The following is a 12,869-nucleotide window of genomic DNA, read 5'->3' as shown; positions in this document are numbered from 1 at the left end:
CATCCCCATAAGAGACCAGTGACGGGCAGGATGCCCATGTCGCTGTCTGATCTCTGAATCATCCCGAAACTGCCCGTTTTGTGCCACCTGTGAGGAAGGAATCCGATGACAGTGCTGAACATCTATGAGCGCGACCTTGCCAAAACCGCCGCCAATTTTGAGGCCCTGACCCCCATCAGCTTTTTGGGGCGGGCGGAGCGGGTCTATCCTGACTATCCGGCGCTGATCCACGGCTCGCTACGCCAGAGCTGGGGCGAGACTGCCCGCCGTTGCCGCCAGCTGGCCTCGGCCCTGCGGCTTCGCGGCATCGGGGAGGGGGATACCGTCTCCATCGTTGCGCCCAATATCCCGGCGATGTTTGAAGCACACTTCGGGGTGCCCATGAGCGGCGCCGTGCTGAACACCATTAATACCCGGCTCGATGCCGAGTCGATGGCTTTTATCTTTCAGCATGCCCAGAGCAAGGTGGTGCTGGTGGACAGGGAGTTTGGCCCTGTGGTGCGCAAGGCGCTGGCATTGATTGAACTCGCGCCGCTCCTCATCGCCATCGACGATCCCCTCTACCGGGAGGGGGAGCTGGTCAGCGACCTCAGCTATGAGGCGTTTCTTGCAGAGGGGGGGGGGGATGAGCCAGGCTGGCTGCCGCAAGATGAGTGGCAGGCGATCTCGCTCAACTACACCTCCGGCACCACCGGCAACCCCAAGGGGGTGGTCTATCACCATCGCGGCGCCCACCTCAATGCGGTCAACAACGTGCTCTCCTGGGAGCTGCCCAAGCACAGCGCCTATCTCTGGACCCTGCCGATGTTTCACTGCAACGGTTGGTGCTTCCCCTGGACCCTGGCGGCGACGGCTGGGGTGAGCATCTGCCTGCGCCATGTGCAGGCGGCAGCCATCTATGAGGCGCTGCACGCGCACAAGGTGACCCATTTTTGCGCTGCCCCCATCGTACTCAACATGCTCAACAACGCAGATCCTGCCCTCAAACGCGGGCTCGATCACCCCATCAAGGCGATGACGGCAGGGGCGGCGCCCCCCGCCACCGTGATCGCCGGCATGGAGGCGATGGGGATCGCCGTGACCCACGTCTACGGCCTCACCGAAACCTATGGCCCCTGCGTGCTGTGCGAGCCGCAGCAGAGCTGGCAAGGGCAGGATGCCACCACGCTGTCGCGTCTGAAAGCACGCCAGGGGGTGGCCTCACCCCTGCAGGGGGAGATGCGGGTCATCAACCCGGTCAGCGGCGAGCCGGTCCCCCGGGACGGCAAGACCATGGGCGAAATCGTGCTGCGTGGCAATGTGGTGATGAAGGGCTATCTCAAGAATCCTTCTGCCAGCGCCGAGGCGATGGCGGAGGGGTGGTTTCGCAGCGGCGATCTGGCGGTATGGCACCCGGACGGTTACGTGGAGATCAAGGACAGATCCAAGGACATCATCATCTCGGGCGGGGAGAACATCTCCAGTCTGGAGGTGGAGGACGTGCTCTATCGCCATCCCGATGTGGACGAGGTGGCGGTGATCGCCATGCCGGACGAGAAATGGGGGGAGGTGCCCTGCGCCTTCGTCAAGCTCAAGGAGGGGCGCGAACTCACCCAGGCCGAACTGATTGTGTTTTGCCGCGAGCAGATGGCCCACTTCAAGGCCCCCAAACGCATCATCTTTACCCCGCTGCCGAAAACCTCGACCGGCAAGGTGCAAAAATTCGTGCTGCGCAAACAGCTGGGGTAGCAGCCTGTTCGTAAGGAGCCAGCACAGCCATTCATAGGAGGGAGATACGAGGGAGCTGGAGGGCTGCGGGCCCTCCCGTGGTGTGCTAGGGAGCCTTGCAGGCAACGCAGTTGCGGCCGCTCTGTTTGGCCTGATAGAGCATCTGATCGGCGCGGGCGTAGAGGCTCTCCATCAGCTCCCCTTCGCCATTTTCCACCAGTCCGGCGCTGATGGTGATGACCAGCTTATCCCCATCGGGCAGGGGCAGCGGGCTTTGCATCACCTGCAGGCGCAGTCGCTCGGCCAGGGATGTGGCGGCCGAGAGGGTGGTGTTGGGCAGCAAGATGGCAAACTCGTCACCGCCGATGCGGGCCAGCACATCTTCGCTGCGCAGCACCGATTGCATCACCCTGCCCAGATGCACCAGCGCGCTATCCCCAAGGGGGTGACCGAAGCGATCGTTGATGCACTTAAACTGATCCACATCCAGCACCATCAGCACCGAGGTGAGGTGGTGGCGCATGTCCAGACTGAGGTTCTTCTCGCACAGTTCGAAAAAGAAACGGCGGTTGTAGAGACCGGTGAGGCCATCGCGCACCGACTGTTGGTGCAGCTGCTCCTTGAGCTGGTGCAGTTCGGTAATGTCGGAGGAGATACCGATCAGGGTGGGGGTGCCATCCCCCAGCAGAAAGGGCACCTTGACCGACCAGTAGTAGTGCTGATTTCCCTCGGGATCGGTCAACATCTCTTCCCCGGCTTGCAGCTCGCCGGTTTCGAATACCCGGTTGTCCAGCCGCCACAGCTGGCAGGCGCTGGCCGCGGGGATTACCTCGTCATCGCGCCGGTTGATGATCTGCTCGGCAGGAAGGCCCAGCAGATCGGCGACCTTTTGGTTGACGTAGAGAAAGCGGTGCAGGCTGTCCTTCATATAGATATGGGCATCCACATTGGCGAGGATGAGCTCCAGCAGCTGATGCTGCTCCGCCATGCGGGCCTCAATCAGCTTGTGTTCGGTGATATCGGTGGAGATGCCGCACAGGCCGATCAGGTTGCCATCCCGGTCATACATGGGCTTTTTGACAGTCCAGTAGCAGCGCTTTTCCCCGGTGGTTTTGAGGTAGTTGACCTCCTCTTGGGCGAGGGCAAGCTGCTGCTCCAGTACCAGTTGATCGTTGCGCTGAATCGCATCCGAGAATTCGAGATCAAAAAAAGCCCGATCATCCTGCCCCTGCAACTCGGCGAGGGTGCAGCCAAAGAGATCCAGCACCGCCTGATTGGCATAGGTGTAACAGCCCGCCAGATCCTTGGTAAACATGTAGGCGTCCGTCTCGTTGAAGATGGCTTTGAGGTGATCCAGCTCATGCTGTAACTGGATAGAGAAGGGCTCATCCTTCATGGGGCTAACCATCCTTGGTTAAGGGCATCGTTGTATACAGCGCGAATATATGTACCAACGGTTTAAATTAAGCACTTCACAGGCCATGTTTCGCGTTTATTTCCGCAGGATCTGCGCCATGTCACACGATTGTCATCGTTGGTGTGGTCAAAGGAAATCAACTGAGTCCGTGGCTATGCAGATAACCGTCCCACCTATATCGGCCCGGCATCGTGGGCCAGCAGCAGAGCAATTGCCCGGCAGTCAAATACGCCAGCCCGAGCGGCAGAAAGGGCAACAAACAGGTCTTTAATCAAACTATTTTCACTGTGCCCCTGATATCATCCTCAGCAACGCAATATGGAGAGATTCGAGATGGCAGTGGCACCGTTTAATTGGGATGACGTCGTTCAGTGGGACGGGCCGGGGGCCATTGCGGGTAGCGAAGAGATCTTGAGTGCCGATCGGCTTGATCGTGCCCGCTATGCAGAGTTTCTGACCAACTACCTGGCCGCCGAAGGCAAGCAGCGCAACTATGTGCTTAACCTCAATGCCGAGTGGGGGGCGGGTAAAACCTGGTTTATCAAGCGCTGGTATATGGAGCTGAAAGCGCACTATCCCACCGTCTATATCGATGCCTGGCAGCAGGATTTTTCCGATGATCCTTTATTGACGGTTATTTCGTCGATTATCGATCAATTGAAAGATGCAACAGGAAATAAGGTTGCAATACCTGATGGCATCAAGTCCAAACTATTGGGTTTGCTCAAAGTGGGCGGGAAATTGGTGCTCAAGTCAGCCATTAAAAAAGCTGGATGGGAAGATAGTGATTTTTCTGTGGAAGGCGAAGATGCAGATAAGCTGGTTGATACGCTTTGTAGCAATCACAAAGAGCGTTATGAATCTATTCAGTATCTTAAACAAGAGATAAGGCAATGGGTGGAAGGGGTTGTTGGATTAGGTAACGGAGAACTGGACTATCCCGCCTTTATTTTGATTGATGAACTGGATCGCTGCCGTCCCTCCTATGCGGTAGAAATGCTGGAGACTATCAAGCATATCTTTGATATTAAGCGCGTGGTGTTTGTACTGGCCACGGATACCGAGCAGTTACAGCATGCTATCAAGGTAATTTATGGCGATGGTTTTGATGCAGAAAGTTATCTTGGCCGATTTTTTCATAGACGATTTACGTTAGGCAGTATCTCTCGGCGAGAGTTTATTCAGCAGGCAATTGTAGATAAAAAATTGCATTTTGAGCATGTCAACGTATGGCCTGAGATCACTGATAGCCAAGTGTTGGTAAATGTATTGACAGCTGTTTGTGATCATTTTTCATTGAGCTTAAGAAAAACAGAGCAAGTGTTGGATCGAACGATCGCGTCAATCGTAAATTTCCAAGGTTGCACATTAAATCTGATTTTTCTTGTTTACATGTTCTCTCTTTGCGAGAAACGCAATGGAGATTATCGTGCTGTAGCGGATGGCAAAATGCCTACGACAGATAACCATCCTAAGCTAAAAGGTTTCAATACTCTTACAAGTGAGTATGAAGAACAACATTTTCAATGTTTTATAAAAGCAGGGAGTGCAATAGGAAGTTATATTGAGGATGTCGAACATGAACGATATCTAAATCCTTTTATAGATGGAACATATATGGTTTCATTAAAAAATATGTTAGCCATTTCTTATGAAAGTCTATTGAAATCGACTTCAGATGATGAGTGTTCATATCGTTTTATCACGTTAGCAAAAGATTGTGTTAAGCGAATGCGAAATTTGACTGTAGAAGAAAATACTATTTTGGCAGAAAAGGAACTCTCACTATTGGAGCGACGTTTAACAACGTATAAAAATTTGGTTGAGCTGGCTGTGCATCTTGACTAAATAAAGCCGGGATAACCCGGCTTTACTATCAACTTATTTATTATGTCGCTCGTAAAGTCGCTGAACGACATCCTGTAATCCCAGCCCTTCATTTTGCAGCAGTACGGTCAGGTGGTAGAGCAGATCGGCGGATTCGTTAATGAGCTCCTCCCGATCCTTGGCCATGGCGGCCAGCGCCACTTCAACACCTTCCTCACCCACCTTCTGAGCGATCCGCTTGGTCCCTTTGCCATAGAGGCTGGCTGTGTAGCTGGTGGCCGGATCGGCCCCTTTGCGGGCGGCCAGGGTCTGTTCCAACTCTGCCAGAAAACCGAGCGGTGGCAGCGGGTGACCATGGAAGCAGGAGGTCGTCCCTTTGTGGCAGGTGGGGCCGACGGGGTTGGCGGCAATCAGCAGAGAGTCCTGATCGCAGTCGGTGCTGATGGCCACGAGTTGGAGCACATTGCCCGAGCTTTCACCCTTGGTCCACAGTCGCTGTTTGCTGCGGCTAAAGAAGGTGACCTGACCGGTAGTCTGGGTCTTCTCCAGCGCTTCGCGGGTCATAAAGCCCTGCATCAGCACCTCGCCGCTGGCGGCATGCTGGACGATGGCGGGTATCATGCCATCGCATTTTGCCCAATCGAGCTGCTCGGCAAGGGGGCGCGCGCTGGCGGTGGTTTGTGCATTTTCAGAGAAGTTATTCACGGATGGCGACTCCTTCGGTTTTCAGCCAGCGTTTCAATTCGGGAATGGGGATAAGGCCCTTGTGGAACACAGAGGCGGCCAGCGCCCCGTCCACATCGGCGAGGGTAAAGGCATCGCGAAAGTGTGTCATGGCACCGGCGCCGCCGGAGGCAATCAGCGGCACCTTGCAGACGCCGCGCACCAGCTTGAGCTGATCGAGATCATAACCCTGACGCATGCCGTCCTGATTCATCACGTTCAGCACGATTTCGCCTGCGCCGCGTTTTTGCACCTCCTGCACCCAGTCGAGAGTGTGCCAGGCGGTGGTGCGGGTGCGACTCTCGTCACCGGTAAACTGTTTGACCTGATAGTGGCCCGTTTCGGCGTCGAAGTAGGAGTCAATGCCCACCACCACGCACTGCACGCCAAAGCGCTCGGCCAGTCGGCTGATGAGGGTCGGGTCGGCAAGGGCCGGAGAGTTGATGGAGACCTTGTCGGCGCCAAATTCGAGGATCTGGCGGGCATCTTCCACGCTTTTGATGCCACCGGCGACGCAGAAGGGGATATCGATCACCTCCGCTACCCGGCTCACCCAGCTCTTGTCCACCACCCGGGCATCGCTGGAGGCGGTGATGTCATAGAACACCAGCTCGTCAGCACCCTCTTCGGCGTAGCGGCGTGCCAGTTCGACAATGCCGCCCATCACCTCGTGGTTGCGAAATTGTACCCCCTTGACCACCACGCCATCTTTCACGTCGAGGCAGGGAATAATGCGTCTTGCCAGCATCAGTTGCCTCCTCTGGTATCGGCTGCGGGTGCTTGCCAGCAGGCGATGGCGTCACCTACCGAGAACTTGCCCTCCAGCAGGGCACGGCCAAGGATGATCCCCTTGACGCCGGAGCCCTTGAGCGCCTCGATATCCGCGATGCCGCCAATGCCGCCGGAGGCCTGAAAGGCGACGCTCGGGTAGCGGGCGCAGAGATCACGATAAAGCTCGACGTTGGTGCCAGCCAGGGTGCCGTCACGGCTGATGTCGGTGCAGAGCACATGCTTGAGCCCGGCGGGGAGGAAGCGCTCGATCAGTGCTTCGATGGTCACGCCGCTGTTCTCCTGCCAGCCCGCCACCGCGATATGGCGATTGCCCTGGGTATCGATATTGACGTCCAGCGCCAGCACGATCTGCTCGGGGCCATATTTCTCCATCCAGCTGGCCACCAGATCCGGGGATTTGACGGCGGTTGAGCCAATCACCACCCGGCTGGCACCGGCGGTCAGCAGATCTGCCACATCCTGTTCGGTGCGCACGCCGCCGCCGACCTGCACCGGCGCTTCGGTGGCCGACAGCAGTTGGGTCAGCAGGGGCAGCTGGCGCGCCTTGGCATCCTTGGCACCGTCCAGATCTACCAGATGGAGCTGCACCGCCCCCTGGGAGACATATTCATCGAAGCGGGCCTGCGGGCTGCTGCTGTATTCGGTCTTCTGCTCGTAATCCCCTTGATAGAGGCGAACTACCTGACCGTTGATAAGGTCAATTGCGGGAATGATCATGCTAGTCACAGCTCCAGAAAATTTTGCAGCAAACGGGCACCGGCTGCGCCTGAGCGCTCCGGGTGGAATTGGGCGCCAAAGAAGTTGCTGTGCTCTGCAACCCCACCGACGATGGCGGTAAACGGCTGGCCATAGTCGCAGGTCGCCAGCGTTGCTTCTGTCACCTCCAGCGCATAGGAGTGCACGAAGTAGAAGTAGCTGCCGCTTGGGATCCCCTTGAGCAGGGGATGGGTCTCGTCATGCTCAATCTGATTCCAGCCCATATGGGGCAGGCGCATGCTTGACTGGTGTAAGGTGCCGACCTCCATCAGCCGGATCTTGCCCGGCACAATGCCAAGGCAGTCGATGAGATCGCCTTCACTGCCATCGGCACTCATGCTCTCTTCGGAGGCCTCCGCCAGCATCTGCATGCCGAGGCAAAAGCCCAGCAGCGGCTGCTTGGCGGCGCGAATAAGGGGCACCAGCCCGCGCTCGTTGAGGTTTTTCATGGCGGCCACCGCGGTGCCGACACCGGGCAGGATCAGCTTGTCCGCCTGCTCGATATCGGCCGCCACGCTTGAGACCAGCGGCTGCACGCCGAGGCGCTCGAACGCCATTCTGACCGAGGCCAGATTGGCGCAGCCAGTATCGATAATGACCAGCTTCTGCTTGCTCACATCCATCACAGCACTCCCTTGCTGGAGGGGAGCTCGCTCCCTTCCAGCCGAATAGCCTGACGCAGGGCGCGGCCAAAGCCTTTGAACAGCGCTTCCACCTGATGGTGGGTGTTGCCGCTGCCCACCTTCATCTGCAAGGTGATGGCCATGGCGTCCGACAGCGAGCGGAAGAAGTGGGGTACCATCTCGGTGGCCATCTCGCCCACGTTGTCGCGGCCAAAGCCGCTCGGGCAGTCAAACACGAAGTAGGGGCGACCGCTGAGATCCAGCGCTGTACTCACCTCCTGCTCGGTCAGCGGGCGCGCATCGATCACCGCCTGCACCTCGTCCATCGCCAGCACGAAGCCGAAGCGGCCGATACCGCGCTTGTTGCCAAGGGCTTGACGCAGCGCCTGACCCAGCGCCAGCCCCACATCTTCCACCGTGTGGTGATCGTCAATATGCAGATCACCGCTGACGTTCAGCTTGAGCTGGAAACCGGCGTGGGTGGCAATTTGATCCAGCATGTGATCAAAGAAGCCGATGCCGGTGGCGATCTGGTTGCCGCCGCTCTTGTCTAAATCCACTGCCGCCTGGATGCGGGTCTCCTTGGTATAGCGTTCCACCGAGGCTACGCGTCCCTTGGATAGCAGCTGATCACGGATGGCGAGCCAGTCGTGATCCTGTGGGTGGTAGCGAATGCCGCCAATGCCCATGTTCTCGGCAAGCTGCAGGTCGGTCTGGCGATCGCCAATCACGAAGGAGTTGGCAAAGTCGATGCGACCGGAGGCGAGGTACTCCTTTACCAGCCCGAGGTGGGGCTTGCGGCAGCTGCAGCCGTCGGTGGGGAAGTGCGGGCAGATCAACACCTGCTCCCACTTCACCCCTTGCGATTCAAACAGGTGCATCATCAGGTCGTGGGGGGGCTGGAAGTTCTCCAGCGGCAGGCTGGCGGTGCCCAGCCCGTCCTGATTGGTCACCATCACCAGCACGTAGCCGGCGGTCTGCAACTCGCGCAGCACCGGAATGACCATGGGCTCGAAGCGCAGCTTGGCGAGGCTATCCACCTGCTTGTCGGTCACCGGTTCTTCAATCAGGGTGCCGTCGCGGTCGATAAACAAAAACGGGGTCTTCATCGCTACATCCTTGTCTTACAAAGTGGGAGAGGGCAGATCACGCAGTACCGCCAGCACGGCATCCATCTCGCCCTGATAGCCGATGGTGACGCGAATGCTGTTATCAAGGCCGGGTTTGGTCGAGAAATCCCGCAGTATGATGCCGGCGGCCTTCATGGCGGCAAAGACGGCGGCGCCATCCACAAAGCGCACCAGCACGAAGTTGCCCTTGTCTTCAAATACTTCCTTCACGCAGGCAAGCGTTGCCAGCTCTGCCTTGAAGGCGGCTTTTTGCTTGTTGAGCTCTATTACTCGCTCGCGCATCAGCTCCAGCCCCATGGGGGAGAGGGCCTGCGCCGCGATCTGGGCGATGGGCTCGGGGATGGGATAGGGGGCGATCACCTTGGCCAGCATGGCGATCACCTCGGGGCTCGCAAGGGTAAAGCCGCAGCGGATCCCCGCCAGGGCAAAAGCCTTGGAGAGTGTGCGGGTCACCACCAGATTGGGGAAGCGGGCCAGCAGGTCCACCACGGAAGCCTCGGGGCAGAACTCGATATAGGCTTCGTCCACCACCACGATGGCGCGATCCCGGGCTTTTTCCAGCAAAGCGATGAGACCGTCACGTCCCACCAGATCCCCGGTAGGGTTGTTGGGGGAGCAGAGAAACACCAGTTTCACATCAGACAGACGGTCCGCGATGGCGGGCCAGTCAGGCTGGCGGCTGGCGGTCAGCGGCTGCTCAACAATCCCCACGCCACAGGTCTCGGCGCTGATGGCGTACATGCCGTAGGTGGGCGGGCAGATGAGGATCTGATCTTCACCCGCTTCGCAGAAGGTGCGAATAAGCAGCTCGATGGCCTCGTCGGCGCCGCGGCTCACCAGCACCTGATCGGGATTGACCCCGGCATAGGCGGCATAGCCGTTCACCACCTCGGCCGGTTGGCACTCGGGGTAGCGGTTGAGGCGGCTTCCCTCGATGGTGAAGGGATAGGCCTGCGGCGCCTCGTTGGCGTTGAGCCAGACGTGGCCCTTGCCGCCGATGCGGCGGGCGGATTGATAAGGGGTGAGGGCCCGCACCACGCGGCGCGCCAGATTGGCAATGCTCATGACAAATCCTTCTGCTGTGCTGTTGGTTGGGGCGCGGCGACCAGGGCGTTCAATCTCAGCGTCACGGCGTTCTTGTGGCCATCGAGCCCTTCGGCCTGGGCGATGCGCTCGACAATGGGGCCAAGGCCGCGAATACCTTCGGCGCTCAGCTCCTGCACCGTGTAGCGGCGCTGATAATCGGCAAGGCCAAGGCTCGAGCAGGTGCGGGCATAGCCATAGGTAGGCAGAGTGTGGTTGGTGCCGCTGGCGTAATCGCCGACCGATTCCGGTGTCCATGCTCCCAGAAAGATGGAACCGGCATTCTCAAGCTGGTCCAGCAGCTCGCGGGGTGCTCGGGTCTGCACGATCAGGTGTTCCGGCGCGTAGGCGTTGGAGATGGCACACGCCTCGGCCAGATCGTCACAGAGGATCACCAGACTGCTGCCGAGCGCCTGGGCGGCGATATCGCGGCGGCTCAACTTGGCCAGCTGGCTCTTGATCTCCCCTGCGATGGCATCGGCCAGCAGGGGCGAGGTGGTCACCAGCACCACCTGGCTGTCGGGGCCATGCTCGGCCTGAGAGAGCAGATCCGCCGCCACGAAGGCCGGATTGGCGCTCTCGTCGGCAATCACCAGCACCTCGGAGGGGCCGGCTGGCATGTCGATGGCGGCGCCGCGCCAGTCGCGGGATACCTGCCCCTTGGCTTCGGTCACAAAGGCGTTGCCCGGGCCGAAGATCTTGTCCACCTTGGGGATGCTCTCGGTGCCGTAAGCCATGGCGGCGATGGCCTGGGCGCCGCCGATGGCGAACACCTTCTCGACGCCGCAGGCGCGGGCGGCGAACAGGATCTCGTCGCTGGCGGGGGACGGGGTGCAGAGCACCACTTCACGGCAACCGGCGATAGCAGCCGGAATGGCCAGCATCATCACGGTGGAGGGGAGCGGCGCGCTACCCCCCGGTACATAGAGGCCGACCCGACTGATGGGCTGGGTGCGCAGCTCGCACACCACTCCGGGTTGGGTCTCTACCCGTACCAATGGCTGCATTTGGGCAGTGTGGAAGGTGCGAATATTGGCAATGGCTGCTTCGATGGCATTTTTGATGTCGTCATCCAGCCGCGCGCAGGCAGCTTCAATCTCATCTTCACTGACGCGCAGCTGCTCACGGGGGGCGCGCTCGAAGCGCTGGCTCAGCTCGCGCAGGGCCTCATCGCCACGGCTGCGTACCGCGGCGATGATCTCTTTGACCACGGCGCCAATATCGGCCTCGTCATTGAGGGCGGGGCGGGTCAGCACATCGGCCTGCTGGGCGGGGGAGAGGGTCTTCCAGATCAGGGTCTGCATGATGTCCCTTCCTTATTCCATCATCTTTTCGATGGGCAGCACCAGAATGGAGCTGGCTCCGAGGGCCTTGAGCTGCTCCATGGTCTCCCAGAACAGGGTCTCGCTGGAGACGACGTGCAAGGCAACCTGATTGGTGTCACCGGCCAGTTGCATGATGGTGGGACGTTCGGCGCCCGGCAACAGATCAGTGATGGCATCGAGCTTGTCTTTGGGGGCGTGCAGCATGATGTATTTGCTCTCGCGGGCCTGCTGCATCCCCTGAATGCGGGGCAGCAGTTTGTCGATGAGCTTCTGCTTGGCATCAGACAAGGGGTTGGGGGCCTGTACCAACACTGCCTTGGAGCGGTAGATCACCTCTACTTCTTTCAGGCCATTGGCTTCCAAGGTTGCACCGGTGGAGACCAGATCGCAGATGGCATCGGCGAGACCCGCGCGGGGCGCCACTTCCACCGAGCCGCCCAGCATCACGCTCTTGAAGCCAAGGCCCTTTTCATCGAAGAAGCGCTTGAGCAGCCCGGGGTAGGAGGTGGCAATGCGCTTGCCCGCCAGACTCTGTGGCCCTGTGTAGGTCACATCTTCCGGCACCGCCAGCGAGAGGCGGCAGCCACCAAAGTCCAGCTGCTTGAGGGTTTTGACCTCGAAGGGGAGGCCTTGGGAGGCGCGAATAAGCTGCACCTCTTCCAGCACGTTCTCGCCGATGATGCCAAGGTCGACCACCCCTTCCATCACCAGACCCGGGATGTCGTCATCACGCACCCGCAGAATATCGATGGGCATGTTCTCGACATGGGCGATGAGGCGCTGCTCGCGCAGGTTGATTTTCAGGCCACAGCTCTTGAACAGGGCTTGGGAGTCCTGGCTCAGACGACCGGACTTTTGCATGGCGATACGCAGACGTTGTGTTTCCATTGCTCGATTTCCTTCTAGTCAAAAACGAAAAAACCCTCGGAAGTGGGTGCTTCCGAGGGTTTATGAATCTTGCGGTCCTTTTGGAAGTCACCAGTTAAGTGTCTTCCAGCAGTCAACCTCCTGAAAGACTAGTCGGGATGATGATGGTGGTGATGAGTCTTCAGGGTGGTGAACTTCATGTAATCAATCCTTTACAAAATAAGATGTCGTAATTGACGCCTGATTTAAACTACCTGCCTTGACAGAAAATGCAACCCGAAAATGTGATTTGATCGATTAAAGTGGCGAAAACGGTTTTCTGGTCGATAACTAGACAATAACCCCTGCAGGAGTCGCCATCATGCCCAGCCAGGACCTGTTGTTCCCCATTTTGCCCCGGGCGCCCGCTGCGCCCGGCAGCGAAGAGATCAAGCGGGAAGTAAATCAGATCAGCAAAAAGCACCAGCTGCGCAAGACCAGCACTGACAACAGTGACTCCCAGCAGCGCCAGCAGGCGTATAGCACGCCCGCCAAGCGTGATCAGCCCAAGGCGGAGGAGGACGATCACAAGCCGGACCCCGAGCATCAGATCGATCTGTTCGTCTAGGCAGATTATCTG

Annotated in this window: 12 protein-coding genes and 1 other annotated feature; of the genes, 3 read left to right on the top strand and 9 right to left on the bottom strand. The window is 58.7% G+C overall.

All coding sequences use genetic code 11. The features are described 5' to 3' along the window. Nucleotides 1-105: 105 nt before the first annotated feature. Complete coding sequence (locus tag VF684_RS07520; RefSeq protein ID WP_376898389.1) at nt 106-1,728, top strand: acyl-CoA synthetase; 1,623 nt, start codon at nt 106-108, stop codon at nt 1,726-1,728. Nucleotides 1,729-1,813: 85 nt separating this feature from the next. Here VF684_RS07520 and VF684_RS07515 read toward each other — a convergent pair whose 3' ends face one another. Further along, nucleotides 1,814-3,103, bottom strand: coding sequence for a sensor domain-containing diguanylate cyclase (locus VF684_RS07515; RefSeq protein WP_376898387.1), 1,290 nt, complete (start codon nt 3,101-3,103; stop codon nt 1,814-1,816). A gap of 354 nt (nt 3,104-3,457) precedes the next feature. On the opposite strand from VF684_RS07515, the gene VF684_RS07510 reads away from it, so the two are divergent. Beyond that, the gene (locus tag VF684_RS07510) at nt 3,458-4,972 is read left to right on the top strand and encodes a KAP family P-loop NTPase fold protein (protein ID WP_440174066.1); all 1,515 of its coding nucleotides are present in this window, start codon (nt 3,458-3,460) and stop codon (nt 4,970-4,972) included. A gap of 33 nt (nt 4,973-5,005) precedes the next feature. Here the strand turns inward: VF684_RS07510 and hisIE are convergent, their stop codons facing one another. From hisIE to hisG, 8 genes are read right to left on the bottom strand one after another with little or no spacing between them, the layout of a single operon-like run. After that, nucleotides 5,006-5,656 (bottom strand): bifunctional phosphoribosyl-AMP cyclohydrolase/phosphoribosyl-ATP diphosphatase HisIE, encoded by a 651-nt coding sequence (hisIE, locus tag VF684_RS07505; protein WP_323914320.1) that lies wholly within the window; start codon nt 5,654-5,656, stop codon nt 5,006-5,008. Continuing rightward, complete coding sequence (hisF, locus tag VF684_RS07500) at nt 5,649-6,422, bottom strand: imidazole glycerol phosphate synthase subunit HisF (RefSeq protein ID WP_257691553.1); 774 nt, start codon at nt 6,420-6,422, stop codon at nt 5,649-5,651. Before hisF ends, hisIE begins: the two co-directional genes overlap by 8 nt. Continuing rightward, a complete protein-coding gene (gene hisA / locus VF684_RS07495; protein WP_376898382.1) occupies nt 6,422-7,183 on the bottom strand; it encodes a 1-(5-phosphoribosyl)-5-[(5-phosphoribosylamino)methylideneamino]imidazole-4-carboxamide isomerase in 762 nt (253 codons plus the stop codon). Before hisA ends, hisF begins: the two co-directional genes overlap by 1 nt. A 5-nt stretch (nt 7,184-7,188) precedes the next feature. Beyond that, the gene (hisH, locus tag VF684_RS07490) at nt 7,189-7,845 is read right to left on the bottom strand and encodes an imidazole glycerol phosphate synthase subunit HisH (protein ID WP_100645802.1); all 657 of its coding nucleotides are present in this window, start codon (nt 7,843-7,845) and stop codon (nt 7,189-7,191) included. Then, entirely contained in the window at nt 7,845-8,954 is a 1,110-nt protein-coding gene (gene hisB / locus VF684_RS07485) for a bifunctional histidinol-phosphatase/imidazoleglycerol-phosphate dehydratase HisB (RefSeq protein ID WP_440174062.1), read from the bottom strand. The genes hisH and hisB overlap by 1 nt, the downstream gene beginning before the upstream one ends. Before the next feature lie 15 nt (nt 8,955-8,969). After that, the gene (gene hisC / locus VF684_RS07480; protein WP_201912821.1) at nt 8,970-10,040 is read right to left on the bottom strand and encodes a histidinol-phosphate transaminase; all 1,071 of its coding nucleotides are present in this window, start codon (nt 10,038-10,040) and stop codon (nt 8,970-8,972) included. Further along, a complete protein-coding gene (hisD, locus tag VF684_RS07475; RefSeq protein WP_201912823.1) occupies nt 10,037-11,362 on the bottom strand; it encodes a histidinol dehydrogenase in 1,326 nt (441 codons plus the stop codon). Before hisD ends, hisC begins: the two co-directional genes overlap by 4 nt. 12 nt (nt 11,363-11,374) lie before the next feature. Next, the gene (gene hisG, locus VF684_RS07470; protein WP_005352174.1) at nt 11,375-12,271 is read right to left on the bottom strand and encodes an ATP phosphoribosyltransferase; all 897 of its coding nucleotides are present in this window, start codon (nt 12,269-12,271) and stop codon (nt 11,375-11,377) included. 24 nt (nt 12,272-12,295) lie between these two features. Then, nucleotides 12,296-12,424, bottom strand: a sequence feature (His leader region). A gap of 187 nt (nt 12,425-12,611) precedes the next feature. Here hisG and VF684_RS07465 point away from each other — a divergent pair. Next, nucleotides 12,612-12,857 carry a hypothetical protein gene (locus tag VF684_RS07465; protein ID WP_005352171.1) on the top strand — a complete coding sequence of 82 codons (246 nt, stop codon included), beginning with the start codon at nt 12,612-12,614 and terminating at the stop codon, nt 12,855-12,857. Nucleotides 12,858-12,869: the final 12 nt, after the last annotated feature.

This window comes from Aeromonas sp. Lyrl_2 (assembly GCF_051948815.1).
Taxonomy (GTDB): Bacteria; Pseudomonadota; Gammaproteobacteria; order Enterobacterales; family Aeromonadaceae; genus Aeromonas; species Aeromonas veronii.
The sequence above is the reverse complement of the archived record's forward strand: the minus strand, read 5'-3'. Positions and strand labels throughout refer to the sequence as shown.

Bases quoted from the DNA above. Each gene is read 5' to 3' on its own strand.
- hisH (WP_100645802.1), bottom strand. From the start codon at position 7,845: ATGGATGTGAGCAAGCAGAAGCTGGTCATTATCGATACTGGCTGCGCC.
- hisD (WP_201912823.1), bottom strand. From the start codon at position 11,362: ATGCAGACCCTGATCTGGAAGACCCTCTCCCCCGCCCAGCAGGCCGAT.
- VF684_RS07510 (WP_440174066.1), top strand. From the start codon at position 3,458: ATGGCAGTGGCACCGTTTAATTGGGATGACGTCGTTCAGTGGGACGGG.
- VF684_RS07465 (WP_005352171.1), top strand. From the start codon at position 12,612: ATGCCCAGCCAGGACCTGTTGTTCCCCATTTTGCCCCGGGCGCCCGCT.
- hisA (WP_376898382.1), bottom strand. From the start codon at position 7,183: ATGATCATTCCCGCAATTGACCTTATCAACGGTCAGGTAGTTCGCCTC.
- VF684_RS07515 (WP_376898387.1), bottom strand. From the start codon at position 3,103: ATGAAGGATGAGCCCTTCTCTATCCAGTTACAGCATGAGCTGGATCAC.
- hisC (WP_201912821.1), bottom strand. From the start codon at position 10,040: ATGAGCATTGCCAATCTGGCGCGCCGCGTGGTGCGGGCCCTCACCCCT.
- hisG (WP_005352174.1), bottom strand. From the start codon at position 12,271: ATGGAAACACAACGTCTGCGTATCGCCATGCAAAAGTCCGGTCGTCTG.
- VF684_RS07520 (WP_376898389.1), top strand. From the start codon at position 106: ATGACAGTGCTGAACATCTATGAGCGCGACCTTGCCAAAACCGCCGCC.
- hisB (WP_440174062.1), bottom strand. From the start codon at position 8,954: ATGAAGACCCCGTTTTTGTTTATCGACCGCGACGGCACCCTGATTGAA.
- hisF (WP_257691553.1), bottom strand. From the start codon at position 6,422: ATGCTGGCAAGACGCATTATTCCCTGCCTCGACGTGAAAGATGGCGTG.